Origin of the sequence: Collinsella sp. AM38-1BH (genome assembly GCF_003467545.1) — a bacterium.
Taxonomy (GTDB): Bacteria; Actinomycetota; Coriobacteriia; order Coriobacteriales; family Coriobacteriaceae; genus Collinsella.
Window position 1 is genome coordinate 1 of sequence record NZ_QSHC01000021.1, and the last position, 17654, is coordinate 17654.

Here is a 17654-nt window from a genome sequence, read left to right on the forward strand (position 1 = left end):
CGCGGGGGCGTTCGGTTAACTGCGGGAGCGTGCCGTCAGCTCAATGTGTTCGGTTGAGACCGGAAATCAACCCAATTAAGAAAAACTTAGTTGATTGCCTTTTTTGTTGTGATTCAACTTTGATCGTAGCTTCTAACTAATTAATTTTCGTAAGAAAGGAGAACAGCTGAATGAATATCCCTTTTGTTGTAGAAACTGTGCTTCATGACGGCTTGTTAAAGTACAAATTTAAAAATAGTAAAATTCGCTCAATCACTACCAAGCCAGGTAAAAGTAAAGGGGCTATTTTTGCGTATCGCTCAAAAAAAAGCATGATTGGCGGACGTGGCGTTGTTCTGACTTCCGAAGAAGCGATTCACGAAAATCAAGATACATTTACGCATTGGACACCAAACGTTTATCGTTATGGTACGTATGCAGACGAAAACCGTTCATACACTAAAGGACATTCTGAAAACAATTTAAGAAAAATCAATACCTTCTTTATTGATTTTGATATTCACACGGAAAAAGAAACTATTTCAGCAAGCGATATTTTAACAACAGCTATTGATTTATCTTAAAATTTTGTGTATAATAGGAATTGAAGTTAAATTAGATGCTAAAAATTTGTAATTAAGAAGGAGGGATTCGTCATGTTGGTATTCCAAATGCGTAATGTAGATAAAACATCTACTGTTTTGAAACAGACTAAAAACAGTGATTACACAGATAAATAAATACGTTAGATTAATTCCTACCAGTGACTAATCTTATGACTTTTTAAACAGATAACTAAAATTACAAACAAATCGTTTAACTTCTGTATTTATTTACAGATGTAATCACTTCAGGAGTGATTACATGAACAAAAATATAAAATATTCTCAAAACTTTTTAACGAGTGAAAAAGTACTCAACCAAATAATAAAACAATTGAATTTAAAAGAAACCGATACCGTTTACGAAATTGGAACAGGTAAAGGGCATTTAACGACGAAACTGGCTAAAATAAGTAAACAGGTAACGTCTATTGAATTAGACAGTCATCTATTCAACTTATCGTCAGAAAAATTAAAACTGAACACTCGTGTCACTTTAATTCACCAAGATATTCTACAGTTTCAATTCCCTAACAAACAGAGGTATAAAATTGTTGGGAGTATTCCTTACCATTTAAGCACACAAATTATTAAAAAAGTGGTTTTTGAAAGCCATGCGTCTGACATCTATCTGATTGTTGAAGAAGGATTCTACAAGCGTACCTTGGATATTCACCGAACACTAGGGTTGCTCTTGCACACTCAAGTCTCGATTCAGCAATTGCTTAAGCTGCCAGCGGAATGCTTTCATCCTAAACCAAAAGTAAACAGTGTCTTAATAAAACTTACCCGCCATACCACAGATGTTCCAGATAAATATTGGAAGCTATATACGTACTTTGTTTCAAAATGGGTCAATCGAGAATATCGTCAACTGTTTACTAAAAATCAGTTTCATCAAGCAATGAAACACGCCAAAGTAAACAATTTAAGTACCGTTACTTATGAGCAAGTATTGTCTATTTTTAATAGTTATCTATTATTTAACGGGAGGAAATAATTCTATGAGTCGCTTTTTTAAATTTGGAAAGTTACACGTTACTAAAGGGAATGGAGATAAATTATTAGATATACTACTGACAGCTTCCAAGAAGCTAAAGAGGTCCCTAGCGCCTACGGGGAATTTGTATCGATAAGGGGTACAAATTCCCACTAAGCGCTCGGGACCCCTTGTAGGAAAATGTCCTAAGTGTGGCAACAATATTATTATAACAACTCTGATTATCTCCAAAAAGCCCGGAAATACGGGCATTTCACGGGATATAAGAACTGAATTTACTACCGATTTACTACTTTCGGATTGAGCTTTGACACGCTTCTTCCTCCCGTGAAGCCCACCGCCCAAATAGTGACACATCGAAAATTGAATACGACACCGCAGACAGCGGCGTTCTCTTTTCCCCTTTGGGGAGATCAGGACGCCGCTTTTTTGCGCCCAAAACCAGAAAGGAGGCGACCGCCTATGTACTTTACTTCCGGCAGCGACCGGGCCTTTGAACAGCTCATGCAGACGAGGCCGGGCGCAGATCATTTTGACAGTGGCGAGGCCGGAGCGCCGGAGGGCTGCGGCACCTGCCGTTTCTACCGCCCGCACTGGAAGTACCAGTTTTGTGTGTATGAGGAATGTCCCTACCAGCCGGGCAAGCTCACCGCCCTTGACGGCGCGGTGAAATTTCAAGTGAAAGGAGTGGACGACGAGATGGCAGTTTTTCGAGTGGAGAAAAACCGGGGCTACACGGTGATGTCCAACCACCACCTGCGGAACAAGGACTTGTCCCTGAAAGCCAAGGGCCTGCTGTCGCAAATGCTGTCCTTGCCGGAGGATTGGGATTTTACGCTGAAAGGCTTGTCCCTTATCAACCGGGAGCAGATCGACGCGATCCGGGCGGCTGTCCGGGAGCTGGAACAGGCGGGCTATATCGTGCGTTCCCGTGAGCGTGACAGCCAAGGCCGCGCGGGGCGGATTACATCATTTACGAACAGCCCCAGCCTGTGCCGGATTCACCTACATTGGAAAATCCAACATTGGATAATCCAACGCAGGAAAAGCCTACGCAGGAAAAACCAACGCAATTAAATAAAGATAGATCAAGTAAAGAGAAATCAATTACAGATGGATCAAATACCGATTCCATTCCTATCCTTTCCCCTCCCTCTCCTTTGGGGGAAGAAGCGGCTGCGCCGCCGGAACGGAAAGGAACGGGAGCGAAGTCACAGAGCGCCGTAGAGATTTATCGGGAGATCATCAAGGACAACATCGAGTATGAACACCTTTGCCAGTACGCCAAGGGGATTGACCGGGATATGCTGGACGAGATCGTGGACTTGCTGGTGGAAACCGTATGCAGCGCCCGAAAGACCATCCGCATTGCCGGGGACGATTACCCCGCCGAGCTGGTGAAATCCAAGCTGATGAAGCTGAACAGTTCTCACATTGAGTTTGTCTTTGACTGTATCAGCAAAAACACCACGGAAATACGGAACATCAAAAAATACCTGCTGGCGGTTCTGTTCAACGCCCCAAGCACCATCAACGGCTATTACACGGCGCTGGTGGCCCACGACATGAACACAGGCAGTTGGGGAACCCCGCAAAATCGGTGATTTTGTGGGGAGAGGAGGAACAGCGAAATGAGCGAGCTTTTCACGCTTGCGTGGAAACAAGCGATATGGAGCTTGTGACGACGAGAAAGGAGGACGGCCCTATGAAACAGGGTGCTTTGATTTTTGACGAGCAGACAGACCGCTACGACATCCGCTTTGACCTTGCGGACTATTACGGCGGCCTGCACTGCGGAGAAACTTTTGATGTGATGGTGGGCGGCAGATGGAGGCCGACCCGCATTGAAATGGCCGAGAACTGGTATCTGGTGGGAATCCATGCCAACGACCTCTCCGGCCTGCGGGTGCGGATTTAAGCCATCCGCCTGCCTGCTGACTTTCCAAAGGAGGGATAGCAGTTGCAGGAAGAAGTAGACCAGAAAACCATAGCGTTAGCGGTTAAGACGGGCAAGCTCACCGCCCAAGTGCTGCAAGCGGCCATCCGAAAATATCTGTCCGCCCGGCAGAAAGGGACGGGTAAGGCCCATCACGGCCAGCAGAGCTTACGGCAGCTCAAAAAGGACGGTTCCGCCCTGTCCAACATTGAGATCACCGACGCCAACATTGGCCTGTTTAAGCCCTGCGCCAAGAAATACGACATTGATTTTACCCTGCGGAAAGACCGCACTACCCATCCGCCCCGGTATATCGTGATCTTCAAATCCAAGCAGGCGGACAATCTGGAACAGGCGTTTAAGGAGTTTACAGCCAAGAAGCTCCAACAGCAGGAACGCCCCTCCATCCGAAAAGCCCTTGCCGTCCTGAAAGAAAAGAGTTGCGTATGGCGTATACACGAGAGAGATATGGAGGTGCAGTGACAGAAAAAATTTATCTTAACAGGGTTGCTTTTGGGAATTTGATATGCTATACTATAAAAATCCAAGCAAAGGAGTTTATCAATATGCGGCAAGGTATGCTTAAATAAAATTTGATAATGGGAACAAAGACAAACGTCCTCAAGGAGAGGGCTTGGTTTTTGTACCCAATTTAAGAATACTTTTGCCTTTTCATTTCATATCGTGATAGACAACGGCCAGCCTTGGCCGCAGTTTTCATGTGTGTCCTACCTATCATCCCCAGCGGTAAAAGTATTTGTCGCTGGGGATTTTTGCGCCCTTCTGGGCCTTGTATGGAGGACAATCATATGAAAATCATCAATATTGGCATTCTTGCTCATGTAGACGCAGGTAAGACGACCTTGACGGAGAGCCTGTTATATACCAGCGGAGCAATCGAGGCGCCCGGCAGTGTGGATCAGGGAACAACGAGAACGGACACCATGTTTTTAGAGCGGCAGCGTGGAATCACCATTCAAACGGCGGTCACTTCCTTTCAGTGGCACGATTGTAAGGTCAACATTGTGGATACTCCTGGGCATATGGATTTCTTAGCGGAGGTCTATCGCTCCCTTGCCATTCTTGACGGAGCGATTTTGGTTGTTTCTGCAAAAGACGGCGTTCAGGCGCAGACCCGTATTCTGTTTCATGCTCTGCAAGTAATGAAAATCCCAACTGTTATCTTTATTAACAAAATCGACCAGGACGGGATTGACCTGCCAGGTGTGTATCAGTCTATCCGAGATAAGCTCTCCGCAAATATGATTATTAAGCAGAACGTGCAGCTTTCCCCGGATATATCCATCATGGAAAACATGGGGCTGGAGAATTGGGATACCGTGATTGCGGACTGTGATGAATTGTTGGAGAAATATATTGCCGGAGAACCAATGGACAAAGAAGAACTTCTGCGGGAGGAAAACAGGAGAATCCAAAGCGTCTCTCTGTTTCCGGTCTATCATGGCAGTGCCAAGGTAAACTTGGGAATCCGACAACTCATTGAAGCGGTCACAGATACATTCCAATCACCCACCGGGCAGAACAGCTCTGAATTGTGCGGAGCTGTGTTCAAAGTTGAGTACGCAAACCAGAGCCAACGCCTTGCCTATCTGCGGTTGTATAGCGGTACGCTTCATTTGCGGGATTCCGTAGCCTTGGCAGGGAAAGAAAAACTGAAAATTACGGAAATGCGTATCCCCTCAAAGGGTGAGATTGTCCGAACAGAGATTGCCCATGCGGGCGAGATCGTCATTGTACCCTGCGACAGTTTGCGGCTGAATGATGTGCTGGGAAACAAACTGCTGCTGCCCCGTGAAACGTGGAGCGACAATCCTCTCCCTTTGCTGCGGACAACAATTGCACCAGAGAAACCAGAACAGAGGGAACGCTTGTTAAACGCCTTGACAGAAATTGCGGATACCGACCCGCTTCTGCGCTATGAAGTAGACGCTGTGACCCATGAGATCATTCTCTCCTTTTTGGGCCGGGTACAATTGGAAATTATCTCTGATCTTCTGGTGGAAAAATATCAGCTCAACACAACTGCAAAAGAACCTGCCGTCATCTATATGGAGAGGCCATTGAAAGCGGTAAGTCACACCATTCATATCGAAGTGCCGCCCAATCCATTCTGGGCGTCCATCGGGCTGTCCGTCACCCCTCTCCCCCTTGGCACCGGAGTGCAGTATGAGAGCAAAGTTTCCGTTGGATACTTGAATCAGAGTTTTCAAAACGCTGTATTGGATGGTATCCGCTACGGTCTGGAACAAGGCGTGTATGGATGGAAGGTAACGGACTGTAAAATCTGTTTTGAGTATGGGCTTTATTATAGTCCGGTCAGCACTCCCGCAGACTTTCGGTCATTGGCACCTATTGTATTGGAGCAGGTGTTGAAAAAGGCGGGGACGCAGCTATTGGAACCATATCTTTCTTTTACACTCTATGCGCCGCAGGAATATCTCTCCAGAGCTTATCATGACGCACCAAAATATTGCGCGAGTATTGAAACGACCCAGGTTAAAAACAGCGAGGTGATTTTTACTGGCGAAATCCCTGCCCGCTGTGTGCAAGAGTACCGCAATGACCACACCTGTTATACAAACGGGAGAAGCGTTTGTTTAACAGAATTGAAGGGGTATCAAATCGCCAGCGGCGAACCAGTTTTTCAGCCACGCCGCCCAAACACCCGGATTGATAAGGTGCGCCATATGTTCAACAAAATTCTCCCATCAATGATGGACTTATAAAATCCCTTTGGAACAAAGGGCGCACTTCTATACATGGTCTGCGACCATGTATCGTGCGCTCTGCGAGGCTACGGCCCGGACTTCCGAAAGTCCGGGCCGTTTGCGTCGCTCCGCTCCGTACAAGGGGCTGCGCCCCTTGTACCGCTTTGCGGCTATCCCTGCGCCCTCGCTGGAAAGGTACATCCGCTCTGCGTCTGCACCTTTCCAGCGAGGCTAAAACCGAATACCGTTACCCTTGACCGTTTACCCGACACAGCAGGTAGACGGTCTTTTGTTTTGCCAAGAAGGAGGTCAAACACGATGGACAAGTCACGCGAAGAATTAGAGAAAGAGTATGCTGAGGCCACCGCTAAGTTGGAGCAGTACCAGCACAGAGGCCAGCGGTATGAGAACCGCATCCGCTACTACACCCAAGGCGAAAGGAAGAAGCGAAACCACCGACTTATCACCCGTGGCGGAGCGGTGGAGAGTATCGCCCCGGAGGTGCGCGGCATGAGCGAAAGGGCCTTTTTTCTTTTGATGGAAAAGGTCTTTTCCCTGCCGGAAGTTGCCGCCCTGGTGAGCCAAGCCACTGACCAGCAGGAAAGCGGATAATTGGCCCTGTTCCATCTCCACGTTACCCAGGTCAAACGGAGCGCGGGACAGTCTGTTGTCACGTCCGCCGCCTACCGAGCCGGGGAGAAATTGTATAGCGAATACTATGGCGAGGTCAGCGACTACACCCACAAGGGCGGCGTGGTCTGCACAGACATTCTCCTGCCGCCCCAGGCCCCCAACCAGTACCAAGACCGCGCCACCCTCTGGAACGCCGTGGAGAAGGCCGAGCGCGGCAAGAAAGCCCAGCTTGCATATAGCTTTGACATTGCCTTGCAGAACGAGTTTTCATTGGAGGAAAACATCGCTCTTGCAAGGCAATTTGTTTCGGAGCAGCTTGTGGGCCGGGGCATGATTGCCGACTTTGCCATCCACCAGCCGGACAAGGAGGACGGCGGTATTCCTAACCCGCACTTTCATGTTCTCTGCCCCATCCGGCCCATTGAGCCAGACGGCAAATGGGGGTGCAAGCAGCGCCGCCGCTACCGTCTGGACGAGGACGGGAACCGCATTATGGGAGAGGACGGCAAGCCCCTCTTTGACGCTGTTCCCACTACCGACTGGGGAAGCCCGGAAACACTGGAACATTGGCGGGAGGCGTGGGCCGCTATGGTGAACGCCAAGTTTGAGGAAAAGGGGCTGACCTGCCGCATCGACCACCGCTCCTATGAGCGTCAGGGCCTTGACCTGCTGCCCACCGTCCATGAGGGCGTGGCCGTCCGCCAGATGGAGGCCAAGGGCATCCCCACCGACAAGGGCGATCTGAACCGCTGGATAAAAAAGGCCAACAACATTCTGCGGGATATTCGGAAGAAAATCGCCGGCCTGACGGATTGGATTAAGGCCATAAAAGAAGAATTGAGCAAGCCCCAGGCCCCGACCCTTGCCGCCAAGCGCCGAGGAAACCAAGGCGGCATAAGTAGTACGCAGAATTTACTACTGCTTTTACTACTTTTGAGAGCGAAAACATGAGGGGTAATAAAAAGATTTGTGAGGTTCTTCCGATATGAAAAGTGCCGGAAAAGCCCGGAATAACGGGCTATACCGGCATATAAGAACATCTAAAGAGATAATTAGAAATCTATTAAATGATTAAATATAACAGCCTTACATAAGATATATTATCGTACTTATGCGCGAAGGAAAGCGTATGCGCTGGTTGCCGCTATGGCTCCATCAGAAACGGCGGTCACAACCTGGCGTAAGCGCTTGGAACGGATGTCGCCAGCGGCAAATAGACCAGGTGTACGGGTGGCCATCGAATCGTCGGTGACAATGCCGCCGTCGGGAGCCAGGTCGACTAGATGCTCAACAAGCTCGGTATGGGGCTGCGTCCCCGTAAAAACAAAGATGCCGAATGAGCCGGGCTCAAATGACTCGGTATGAGTTTCCCCGGATGCATTATCCTTAAAGGTGATCGTCGTTGGCATGGCTTCGCCCGATAGCTCCACAATACTAGTTTGGTACCTAACTGTAATATTATCCTTTTCGAGTACTTTCTGAACAACACCACCAGGCGCACGGAACTGATCGCGACGCAGCACGATGGTCACGCTGCTGGCAATGTCGGCCAGGAACAGCGCCTCCTCGCATGCCGAATTGCCGCCTCCGATAACAAAGACCCGCTTGCCACGGAAGAACATGCCGTCACACGTCGCGCAATACGAAACGCCACGACCGCGATACGTATCCTCGCCTGCGAAACCTGCCGGACGCGGCGTGGCACCCATGCAAGCGATAACGCTCGAGGCCAGCGTATCGCCCATATCGTGATGCACCGTAAACAACGCTGCATCGGCATCGTAATCGATACCCGTAACCATGCTCCATGTAACCTGTGCTCCCAGGCCCTCTGCATGCTGCTGAAAACGCTCGCCGAGTTCGGCGCCACTCAGGAGCGGGAAACCCGGATAGTTCTCGACCTCATTGGTTGTGGCGATCTGCCCTCCCGACATGCCCTGCTCAATCACGGTCGTCGTCAGGTTGGCACGCGCAGCATAAATGGCGGCAGCATAGCCCGCGGGGCCGCCACCGATAATCGCAACATCGATCGGCTTATCGGTAGTCATGAAGCGTCCTTTCGTCGAAACGTTGTCGTTCTTTGCGCTCATACCCAAATTTACGTGAACGTGACACTCATGCACTACAATGATAAATCCATGTTACAACGTCGAAGGGGAGTTATCGATGGATCAGACGCAGACGAGCGACGACGCTCCCCTGCTTACGCTCAGCACTCCCCAATCGAAGAAAACCACGCTCTCGGCTCAGCAAAAACCTCTCGTGACCATCGTGCACGCCTCGGTCGGCTCGGGCCACAAGGCCGCCGCAAATGCGATTGCGCAGGCATTCGACCTCATCCGCGGCAACAATGGCATCCCCGAGGATGTTGAGATTGAAGTACTCGATATCCTTGATTTTGGACGTATTAAATTCGACGGCAATAAAACCGCGGCTTCTTTTACGGGAGCCACGCGCCCCATTTACGACCTGACCTGGCGATATACGCTTACGGGACATCTGCTCTGGGGCGGCGGCACAGCATGGTCGCGAATTATGTTCCCCGCCTTCAACGAATATATTCGTAGCCGCAGGCCCATAGCCGTGGTCGCAACGCACATCACAGCAGCCAATGTCGCCGTGGGCGCCCGCGTAATTACGGGTATCGATTATCCGGTCATCTGCGTGCCGACCGACTACGAAGTCGAGGGCTGGTGGCCCCACAAGGACACCGATCTATTCTGTGTTGCCAACGAATTTATGGCCGAAACGCTGCGTCCGCGCAAGGTGCCCGAGGCAAAGATTCGCATTACCGGCATTCCTATTCGCGCGGGATTCGACACGGATTATGATCGCGAGGAAGAGCTAACCAAGTTCAACCTCCCCACCGACAAGACCGTCGTGCTGGTAATGGCCGGTGCCAGCTTGCCTCAGCCTTACGTCCGATTTCGCGCGGCGATGGACCACACACTTCCCTTCCTGCGCAGCTTCGAAGACATGCACTTTGTCTTTTTACCTGGCAAAGACGTGGAGTATGCCACCCGGTTGAAGACGCTCTTCGATGCCATGAAGCTCGAGAACGTCACGGTGTTGGACTATGTCGACGACATGGCGGCCCTCATGCATGGCTGCGACCTGGCAATCCTCAAATCGGGCGGACTCACGGTCACCGAGTGCCTCTGCGCACATCTGCCGATGATCCTGCTGGGCAAGTCCTATGGCCAGGAAAAGGCCAACACCACGATGCTCACCGGCATGGGCGCCAGCATGCACGTCACCACGGCACGAGAGCTCATCGTGACGTTGCGCCATCTCCACGATCATCCGGAGTCGCTCAAGGCGCTGCTCATCAACGGCGAAGTGTTGCGCCGTCCCCACGCAGCCGAAGACATCGCCATCGCCACCATGGAACTCGTAGGCAAACCCCAAAAGCGCAAACGAGCCTTCTGCCGCTTCTACTGGGGCGAAAAACCTGCGCATATCAGGTAGCGTCTTAATGTCCGCTTACCTGTGGGAGGCCCCTATATATCATCCCGTGCTCAAACATTCTCGCTTCGCTGCGAAACTGCGCGCGGGACGATATATAGGGGCCTCCCGCAGGTAAGCTGCGTTAACGTACCAGCGGCTATACCAGATTCCCCACCAGTAGAATCTGCAAAGGGGAACCAGAAAAAATAAATACAGTAAGTCGATGCGACAAAGGAGGCGTCCCTTCATCGCATCGACTTACTAGAAAAGTAAATATTATCTCAAGCGAGTAGCCGCCCGCCCGGGGCTTACCTATATCGTTCCACGCGCAGTTTCGCAGCGAGCGAAGCGACGCGAGAATGTTTGAGCATGGAATGATATGTGTGAGAGGCGGGCGGGAGGGATACGGGCGCCCTAGGCGATGCCGCTGGAGCCGAAGCCTCCTTTGCCTCGGTCGGTTTCGTCTAGTTCTTCTACTTCTATGAGATTGACCGTGGGGACTTCTTGGATGACGAGTTGGGCTATGCGGTCGCCTTTATTGATTTGAATGTTATTGGAGGGATCCAGGTTGATGAGGATAACCTTGAGTTCTCCTCGGTAGTGGGCGTCGATGAGGCCCGGCGTGTTGACTATAGACAGGCCCTGCTTGATGGCCAAGCCGCTGCGGGGCTGAACGAAGCCGGCGTAGCCATCGGGCAGGGCGATGGCCAGCCCCGTAGAGACCAGACGGCGTTCGAAGGGCTTCAGGACGCAGTCCTCGTTGGAGCGCAAATCCAAGCCGGCATCGGTGGGATGGGCGTATTTGGGAAGCTCGACGGTGGGGTCGAGACGCTTTATGTTGACGGTAATGTTGGACATGGAATCACCTTAGCTTGTCGAGCTCTTGCAGAAATTCATCGACGTCTTTGAAATCGCGGTAGACCGAGGCAAAACGGATGTACGCAACCTTGTCGATCTTGGCCAAGCGCTTGAGCACCATGTCACCCAACTCATGGGACGTGACGGCCGTCAGCGTGCGAGAGCGAAGCTCGACCTCGATGTCATCGATAATCTCATTGAGCTTCTTAGTGTCGATATCGCGCTTGATGGTGGCGCGCATCAAGCCGACGAGCAGCTTATTGCGATCGAACCGCTGCTTGGTTCCGTCTGACTTAATGACCTCGATTGGGTCTTCGCATCGCTCGAACGTTGTAAAGCGATAGTTACACGAGCAACATTCGCGACGGCGCTTAATGGTGTTATTTGACTCCTGCATACGGGAATCAACAACGCGGGTATGTGCCTTGCCGCATTTGGGACAGCGCATGGTACCTCCTCTTAAACGATAACAAGGGTACCATGCGCAGCGCGATAATGATTACGAACGAGCAGGAACCTTAAGATGCGCACCGGCGGCGAGCGAACCATGCTCCAGATGATTGACGCTACGGATCATGTCGGAAGTCTCTTGCGTGGAAAGGCGTTCGATTGGATATTCTTCGGCAAGCGACCAAAGAGAATCGCCAGGCTGAACGCGAATGGTCTCGTAGGTAATGTTGGAAACGGACTCGGCATACGCGGCGTGACGAGCGCTAAAGACCGACATAGCGAGGACAAAGAAGAGCGTAAGCGCAACGGCGACGGCGACAATCGTCGGAACCTTCAGGGCAACGCGGGCCGGCGCGACTACAGCCTGCTGATTGCGCGCAGGCTTTACGGTCAAAGGCTGAAAGCCGGAGCGGCCACCCTGAACAACCGTAAAAGTGGGTTCTGTAGGCGTCTCGAGCTTAAGGGCGAGGTTTCCCTGGACCATATTCGTTACGTTCATCATGTTCTCCTCTCGCGTGTTTTGCTGAGAACAGTTTTATCAAGCCGCGCGGACAAAAATGTCTAGCGCGAGAACGAATGTTCGGTTATTATTATCTTCGAACAGTTGTTCCTGTCAAGCAAAATTCGAACATTTGTTTGACATGGGTAGAGAGGATGCCCTGATGGCTCGCAAAATTACCAAGCGTCAGCAGCAAATTTACGACTTCATCAAGGAATATCAGCAGGAGAAGGGTTATCCGCCCAGCGTGCGCGAGATGGCTTCTGCCGTGGGCCTTTCCTCCCCCAGCACCGTGCACGCCCATCTCTCTGCCCTGGAGGCGCGCGGGCTACTCAAGCGCGATGCCACCAAGCCGCGCGCCCTGGAACTCTTTAACGAGGATGGTTCCTCTGTCTCAATTTCCAAATCTGACGAGCCCACCGCACCTCGCGGAACGGTCTCGCTACCGCTCGTTGGTCGCGTCGCGGCTGGGATTCCCATTCTGGCCGAGCAGAATATCGAAGACACGTTTACTATCCCGACCGAAATCGCCACTGATCAGGGTTCCTTTATCCTTGAGGTGCATGGGAGCTCAATGATCAATGTCGGCATCTTCAATGGCGATTACATCATCGTCCGTGAACAAAAGAGTGCCATGAACGGCGAAATTGTCGTGGCCATGATTGATGGTTCGGCGACCGTCAAGACGTTCTACAAGGAGCAGGGGCGTGTGCGCTTGCAGCCCGAGAACGACACCATGGAACCTATCTATGCAACGAATCCTGTTATCCTGGGCAAAGTCGTCGGCTTGATGCGCCGGTTCTCGTAATGCAAAAACGCATAACCATCTTTGATACCGTCCGCGGGTTTACGATGATTTCTATGGCAGGTTTTCACGCTTGCTATGATCTCGCCTACCTGTACGGCTGGGATATGCCTTGGTTTACCCAGACTGTCTTTCAAGACGTCTGGCGCGCCAGCATCAGCTGGGTATTTTTGTTTATCGCGGGTTGGATGTGCACTCTTTCGCGCAACAATATCAAACGTGCCGCCAAATACGCCTTAGCAGCACTCGTTGTCTGGTTGGCAACAACACTTGTCTCATTCGACGATTCGGTTAATTTTGGCATCATCTACTGCATGGCCGCATGCACCGGCATCGTGGCGTTGACCGATCCCGTCCTTAAGAAGATAACGGCGAGATGGGGCATGCCCCTATGCCTTGTGTTGTTCGCCCTCACCTGGAGCATCCCCAAAACGATCTACCCTGTCCCCTACCTGGCGTGGCTGGGATTTCCGAGCCCTGGGTTTGCCTCAGGTGATTACTACCCCATCATCCCGTTTATCTTTATGTATCTTGCAGGATACTTCGCCGCACACATAGCGAAGAGTATCGATAAGACCGTCCCTAGCTGGGCCTACGCCAACCCCCTGCCGGCGCTCGCCAGCCTTGGACGTCACGCTCTCCCCTTTTATCTGCTGCATCAGCCCATCATTCTGGGCATTTTGGAGATCGTCTACTCGGTGCGATAACGCTCGAGCCGCGGTGCAATACGAGCCGGCAGTTTCGCCACAATGCGAACGCCGTCCTCGAGATATTCCTCATGCAGAAGGGTTCCCTGCTCATGCACCAGCGTGATGAGAGCGCCCTCACGATACGGGATATCAGCGGAGAGCAACACATCAGTGGCAGCTGCCTCGCGAGCAATCCGGTCGACGAGATCGTCGAGCCCCTCGCCCGTTTGGGCCGAGAACAGAACGGCCTCCGGATAGCGACGACGGAAACTCAATTGATCGACGCTATCGAGAAGATCGATTTTATTGAATACGGTAAGCGTTAAACGCTCTCCGGCGCCGATCTCATCAAGCACGCGGTCGACAGCCTCCAGCTGCCGCTCATAGTCCTCGTCGGACGCATCTACGACTTTGAGAATTAGATCGGCACCCAAAACCTCGGACAGCGTCGATTTAAAGGCATCGACCAGACCATGGGGCAGCTTTTGAATAAAGCCGACGGTATCGGTAATCGTCATGCCGCGACCGCCGGGCAGACGATACGAACGCGTCGTCGGGTCGAGCGTAGCAAACAGCTTGTCCTGCGAAAGTACCGTAGAGCCGGTCAGACGATTGAGTAACGTCGATTTACCGGCATTGGTATAACCGGCTAACGCGACGCGAAACGCCGGGGACTCAATGCGACTCTTGGATTGAACATCGCGACGCTGTTCAACCTGCTTGAGCTCACGACGAAGCGCAGCGATCTTATTACGAATGAGGCGACGGTCGACCTCGAGCTGACTTTCGCCCTGACCAAAACGTGAGCCGATGCCGCCGCGCGTCTGCTCCTTAGCGAGATGGCTCCACATGCCACGCAGGCGAGGCAACAAATATTGAAGCTGTGCCAGCTGTACCTGCAGGCGTCCCTCACGCGTCTGAGCATGCAGGCCAAAGATATCCAGGATCAGTGCAGTACGATCGATAATCTTTACCGGCTCGCCCACGGCTTTCTCCAAATAGGATTGCTGCGAGGGGGTCAGGTCGTCGTCAAAAATAACGACATCGGCATCCATGCGATGCACCAGGCCGCACAGCTCTTCAACCTTACCGGAACCGATAAACGATTTAGGATACGGCTTTACCAAACGCTGCGACAAACGTGCCACGCACTGGGCACCAGCTGTGTGGGCAAGACGCTCCAGCTCATCAAGCGAGCGATCGTGTGGCCATGCATTGTCGCGCCACTCAACACCAACTAAAATGGCACGCTCGGGCTCGGGTGCCGTGGGAACAAGGGGGAAACGGGCCATTAGGCAGCCTCAATACGATGCAGGATATCCTCAACGACCTCATCGATCGTACATTCATCCATATCAAACCACACGATACGGTCATCGCGCTTAAACCACGAAAGCTGACGCTTGGCATAACGACGCGAACGCATCTTAATGAGTTCGCGGGCCTCATCCATGCTCATCATGCCATTGAAAGCATCGATGATCTCTTTATAACCAATTGCCTGCATCGACGTCAGGGCATCTCCCAGCCCCTGGTCCATAAGACCACGGACCTCATCGACAAGACCCTGCTCAAACATCAGATCGACGCGCAGATTAATGCGCTCGTAGAGCACCTCGCGATTACGCGTCAAACCAAACCATAGGGCATGATAATGCTCGCGCGGAACACTAAACTGACTTTTTTGCTGTGCATAGGAGATACCATCATCATTCATCTCGAGCGCACGAATCACACGGCGCACGTTATGGGGATGAATAACAGCAGCCGATTCTGGATCGCGCTCGGCAAGCAAGGCATGCAGTTCTTCCTCGCCAATACGCTCGGCAAGCTCCTGATAGCCCGCACGACGATCGTCCTCAAGTTCACCCGAGGGAAAGTCCATCTCATCGAGGGCGGCCTTGAGATACAGCCCCGTACCTCCGCAAAAAACCGGCAGGCAACCCGAACCAAGGAGACGTTCAACATGCGCGCGAGCGTCGGCCTGATAAAGCGCAGCAGAATATGCCACACCCGGCTCTACAATGTCGACGAGACGCAGCGGCGCCGTGCACTCATCGGGCGCCATCTTTGCGGTACCGATGTCCATGCCGCGATAGATTTGCATCGCATCGCACGACAGCACTTCGGACGAAAGACGAGCTGCCAAACGGTCGGCAACATCACTCTTACCAACCGCCGTCGGACCGACGATCGCAACGGCGGAAAGACCTGACCCGGGAGAAACCATTAGCGCGGCTCGCCCACAACGGAGCCGGACAAATACCAGGTCTTGGCAACGTCAACGTCAACATCAACGATCTTGCCAACAAGCTGATCGATACTGTACCCCTCGGGGATAGGCGCATGCACGGTCTGATTCTTGGGACTCTTGCCCAGCAGGACCGCGTCGTTCTTTTTACTCGTTCCCTCAATGAGCGCCGGAACCACAGTATGAAGCTCACCCTGGTTATACTCGTGTGCCGTGGTCTCGATAACCTTAACCAGGCGGTTGAAACGCTCGAGAATAACCTCATGCGGCGTAGGATCGTCAATCTCGGCGGCCGGGGTACCGGCACGCTTGGAATAGATGAAGGTATAGGCCTGAGCATAGCGGACCGTCTCGGCAAGTGAGAGCGTCTGCTCAAAGTCTTCTTCAGTCTCACCCGGGAAGCCAACGATAATGTCGGTCGAGAGCGCGATATCGGGCATGCGGTTGCGAATGCGATCGACAAGGCCCAGATAGTCCTCGCGTGTATAACGGCGATTCATCTCTTTGAGGATCCGCGTCGAACCTGACTGGACGGCCAAGTGCAGCTGCGGCATAACGGCAGGCGTCTCGGCCATGGCGTCGATGGTCTCGGGCAACAGGTCCTTGGGATGCGAAGACGTAAAGAAGATGCGCTCCACGCCCGTATTGCCCACGGCACGCAGCAGATCGGCAAAACGCGGCTTGCCAAACAGATCGCGACCATATGAGTTAACGTTTTGGCCCAGCAGCGTAATCTCACGCACGCCCCGGCGCACCAAACCGGTCACCTCGTCGACAATCTCCTCGAAGGGGCGGCTCTTTTCGCGACCGCGCACGTACGGCACGATGCAATAGGTGCAGAAATTATTGCAGCCCGTCATGATGGGCACCCAGGCGTGATACTGAGTCTCGCGATGCCACGGCATGCTCATGGCATCCGTATCCTCATGCTCATTGGTGCGGATATGACGCTTACCATCAAGGAACGCCTCGGCAATGAGCTCGGCCACATGCGCGATGGAATGTGTACCGAAGATGACGTTGACGTTATCGACGTTGGTGAGCAGGCCCTCGCCATCGCGCTGCGCGATGCAACCGCCAACGGCAACCACGCGCTTGCCCGAAGGCGAAGGCGGCAGGCTTTTACAGGAATTGCACTGACCGTACAGGCGAGTATCGGCGGCCTCGCGCACGCAGCACGTCATGAAGACAACGATATCGGCATGCGCAGGATCGAGCGCCATGAGGCAGCCATATGAATCAAGCAGACCGCTCACACGCTCGGAGTCGTGCTGATTCATCTGGCAGCCAAAGGTGCGGATAAAGTAGGTTTTACCGGCAAGAATATCGCGTACGGAACGCTGGTCCATGTGCATAAGTCCTAACGATGGGGAGCGAAACAAAGCAAGCAGAAGCTATGCCACAGGCTTAACATCATCCATGACGACGTTATCCATAGTAGCTCGATTGATCTGGTGAACATAGATAGAAAGGCGGATGGCCGTGCGCGACTCCCCGTTAATGAGGATGTCGGAGAACACGGGCGCGCAGGAAATATCAAAACCGGTTGGAATCAAAAAACCGCGCGCGATAGCAACGGCCTTAATGGCCTGGTTGACGGCACCGGCGCCGACACACTGGATGTTGACGGGTACACCATCCTTGACCATGCCGGCGATGGCGCCGGCAACGGACGCGGGCGATGATTTGCTTGATACCTTCAGGCAATCCATGAAGAAACTCCTGCATTTAAAAGTACGTTTTAACTGCAATAACTGTATCGTACCGAGTGGACTC

At 52.2% G+C, this 17654-nt stretch carries 19 protein-coding genes and 1 pseudogene; 12 read left to right on the top strand and 8 right to left on the bottom strand.

The annotated features are described in order from the left end of the window. Positions 1–170 precede the first annotated feature (170 nt). The 9 genes and pseudogenes from DW870_RS08560 to mobQ all read left to right on the top strand — a co-directional run bounded on the left by DW870_RS08560 (position 171) and on the right by mobQ (position 7830). Positions 171–563, top strand: coding sequence for a hypothetical protein (locus DW870_RS08560; protein WP_233547413.1), 393 nt, complete (start codon positions 171–173; stop codon positions 561–563). A gap of 72 nt (positions 564–635) precedes the next feature. After that, a complete protein-coding gene (locus DW870_RS08570) occupies positions 636–719 on the top strand; it encodes a 23S rRNA methyltransferase attenuation leader peptide (RefSeq protein ID WP_001865637.1) in 84 nt (27 codons plus the stop codon). Positions 720–843: 124 nt separating this feature from the next. Then, a complete protein-coding gene (gene erm(B), locus DW870_RS08575; RefSeq protein ID WP_002292226.1) occupies positions 844–1581 on the top strand; it encodes a 23S rRNA (adenine(2058)-N(6))-methyltransferase Erm(B) in 738 nt (245 codons plus the stop codon). Between the two features lie 699 nt (positions 1582–2280). Then, positions 2281–3185: pseudogene (locus DW870_RS08590) on the top strand (DUF6017 domain-containing protein). A 101-nt stretch (positions 3186–3286) separates the two neighbouring features. Next, a complete protein-coding gene (locus tag DW870_RS08595) occupies positions 3287–3499 on the top strand; it encodes a DUF5348 domain-containing protein (protein WP_106999785.1) in 213 nt (70 codons plus the stop codon). 42 nt (positions 3500–3541) lie between these two features. Further along, complete coding sequence (locus DW870_RS08600; protein ID WP_117877481.1) at positions 3542–4000, top strand: PcfB family protein; 459 nt, start codon at positions 3542–3544, stop codon at positions 3998–4000. 326 nt (positions 4001–4326) lie between these two features. Then, the gene (gene tet, locus DW870_RS08605; protein ID WP_117877483.1) at positions 4327–6264 is read left to right on the top strand and encodes a TetM/TetW/TetO/TetS family tetracycline resistance ribosomal protection protein; all 1938 of its coding nucleotides are present in this window, start codon (positions 4327–4329) and stop codon (positions 6262–6264) included. A gap of 300 nt (positions 6265–6564) precedes the next feature. Then, a complete protein-coding gene (locus tag DW870_RS09335; RefSeq protein WP_021631985.1) occupies positions 6565–6858 on the top strand; it encodes a DUF3847 domain-containing protein in 294 nt (97 codons plus the stop codon). Beyond that, entirely contained in the window at positions 6859–7830 is a 972-nt protein-coding gene (gene mobQ / locus DW870_RS08615; protein ID WP_117736842.1) for a MobQ family relaxase, read from the top strand. It abuts the gene before it with no gap. 158 nt (positions 7831–7988) lie between these two features. Here the strand turns inward: mobQ and DW870_RS08620 are convergent, their stop codons facing one another. After that, entirely contained in the window at positions 7989–8927 is a 939-nt protein-coding gene (locus tag DW870_RS08620; protein WP_117877485.1) for an NAD(P)/FAD-dependent oxidoreductase, read from the bottom strand. A gap of 118 nt (positions 8928–9045) precedes the next feature. Here DW870_RS08620 and DW870_RS08625 point away from each other — a divergent pair, with 118 nt between their 5' ends. Continuing rightward, a complete protein-coding gene (locus tag DW870_RS08625) occupies positions 9046–10347 on the top strand; it encodes a glycosyltransferase (protein WP_117877487.1) in 1302 nt (433 codons plus the stop codon). A gap of 393 nt (positions 10348–10740) precedes the next feature. Here the strand turns inward: DW870_RS08625 and dut are convergent, their stop codons facing one another. From dut to DW870_RS08640, 3 genes are read right to left on the bottom strand one after another with little or no spacing between them, the layout of a single operon-like run. After that, positions 10741–11184 (bottom strand): dUTP diphosphatase, encoded by a 444-nt coding sequence (gene dut, locus DW870_RS08630; RefSeq protein ID WP_117877489.1) that lies wholly within the window; start codon positions 11182–11184, stop codon positions 10741–10743. Between the two features lie 4 nt (positions 11185–11188). Beyond that, positions 11189–11632, bottom strand: a complete 444-nt coding sequence (gene nrdR / locus DW870_RS08635; RefSeq protein ID WP_022093781.1) for a transcriptional regulator NrdR — start codon at positions 11630–11632, stop codon at positions 11189–11191. Positions 11633–11683: 51 nt separating this feature from the next. Further along, positions 11684–12133: a LysM peptidoglycan-binding domain-containing protein gene (locus DW870_RS08640; RefSeq protein ID WP_158565192.1), complete on the bottom strand. Its 450-nt coding sequence runs from the start codon at positions 12131–12133 to the stop codon at positions 11684–11686. Between the two features lie 163 nt (positions 12134–12296). Between DW870_RS08640 and lexA the strand changes: the two genes are divergently transcribed. After that, complete coding sequence (gene lexA / locus DW870_RS08645; RefSeq protein WP_040359862.1) at positions 12297–12941, top strand: transcriptional repressor LexA; 645 nt, start codon at positions 12297–12299, stop codon at positions 12939–12941. Next, positions 12941–13645: a heparan-alpha-glucosaminide N-acetyltransferase gene (locus DW870_RS08650; RefSeq protein ID WP_117877493.1), complete on the top strand. Its 705-nt coding sequence runs from the start codon at positions 12941–12943 to the stop codon at positions 13643–13645. Before lexA ends, DW870_RS08650 begins: the two co-directional genes overlap by 1 nt. Here the strand turns inward: DW870_RS08650 and hflX are convergent. From hflX to DW870_RS08670, 4 genes are read right to left on the bottom strand one after another with little or no spacing between them, the layout of a single operon-like run. After that, positions 13630–14919, bottom strand: coding sequence for a GTPase HflX (gene hflX, locus DW870_RS08655; protein ID WP_117877495.1), 1290 nt, complete (start codon positions 14917–14919; stop codon positions 13630–13632). The two genes, DW870_RS08650 and hflX, sit on opposite strands and share 16 nt — an antisense overlap. Beyond that, a complete protein-coding gene (gene miaA, locus DW870_RS08660; protein WP_117877497.1) occupies positions 14919–15857 on the bottom strand; it encodes a tRNA (adenosine(37)-N6)-dimethylallyltransferase MiaA in 939 nt (312 codons plus the stop codon). The genes hflX and miaA overlap by 1 nt, the downstream gene beginning before the upstream one ends. Beyond that, positions 15857–17227, bottom strand: a complete 1371-nt coding sequence (gene miaB / locus DW870_RS08665) for a tRNA (N6-isopentenyl adenosine(37)-C2)-methylthiotransferase MiaB (protein ID WP_117877499.1) — start codon at positions 17225–17227, stop codon at positions 15857–15859. The genes miaA and miaB overlap by 1 nt, the downstream gene beginning before the upstream one ends. A 45-nt stretch (positions 17228–17272) precedes the next feature. Then, entirely contained in the window at positions 17273–17590 is a 318-nt protein-coding gene (locus DW870_RS08670) for a stage V sporulation protein S (protein WP_117877501.1), read from the bottom strand. Positions 17591–17654 lie beyond the last annotated feature (64 nt).

Coding starts and splice junctions, on each gene's coding strand:
- dut (WP_117877489.1), bottom strand. CDS start 11,184: ATGTCCAACATTACCGTCAACATAAAGCGTCTCGACCCCACCGTCGAG.
- miaB (WP_117877499.1), bottom strand. CDS start 17,227: ATGGACCAGCGTTCCGTACGCGATATTCTTGCCGGTAAAACCTACTTT.
- DW870_RS08650 (WP_117877493.1), top strand. CDS start 12,941: ATGCAAAAACGCATAACCATCTTTGATACCGTCCGCGGGTTTACGATG.
- DW870_RS09335 (WP_021631985.1), top strand. CDS start 6,565: ATGGACAAGTCACGCGAAGAATTAGAGAAAGAGTATGCTGAGGCCACC.
- DW870_RS08670 (WP_117877501.1), bottom strand. CDS start 17,590: ATGGATTGCCTGAAGGTATCAAGCAAATCATCGCCCGCGTCCGTTGCC.
- DW870_RS08620 (WP_117877485.1), bottom strand. CDS start 8,927: ATGACTACCGATAAGCCGATCGATGTTGCGATTATCGGTGGCGGCCCC.
- DW870_RS08570 (WP_001865637.1), top strand. CDS start 636: ATGTTGGTATTCCAAATGCGTAATGTAGATAAAACATCTACTGTTTTG.
- nrdR (WP_022093781.1), bottom strand. CDS start 11,632: ATGCGCTGTCCCAAATGCGGCAAGGCACATACCCGCGTTGTTGATTCC.
- DW870_RS08640 (WP_158565192.1), bottom strand. CDS start 12,133: ATGAACGTAACGAATATGGTCCAGGGAAACCTCGCCCTTAAGCTCGAG.
- hflX (WP_117877495.1), bottom strand. CDS start 14,919: ATGGCCCGTTTCCCCCTTGTTCCCACGGCACCCGAGCCCGAGCGTGCC.
- DW870_RS08625 (WP_117877487.1), top strand. CDS start 9,046: ATGGATCAGACGCAGACGAGCGACGACGCTCCCCTGCTTACGCTCAGC.
- DW870_RS08560 (WP_233547413.1), top strand. CDS start 171: ATGAATATCCCTTTTGTTGTAGAAACTGTGCTTCATGACGGCTTGTTA.
- DW870_RS08595 (WP_106999785.1), top strand. CDS start 3,287: ATGAAACAGGGTGCTTTGATTTTTGACGAGCAGACAGACCGCTACGAC.
- miaA (WP_117877497.1), bottom strand. CDS start 15,857: ATGGTTTCTCCCGGGTCAGGTCTTTCCGCCGTTGCGATCGTCGGTCCG.
- tet (WP_117877483.1), top strand. CDS start 4,327: ATGAAAATCATCAATATTGGCATTCTTGCTCATGTAGACGCAGGTAAG.
- lexA (WP_040359862.1), top strand. CDS start 12,297: ATGGCTCGCAAAATTACCAAGCGTCAGCAGCAAATTTACGACTTCATC.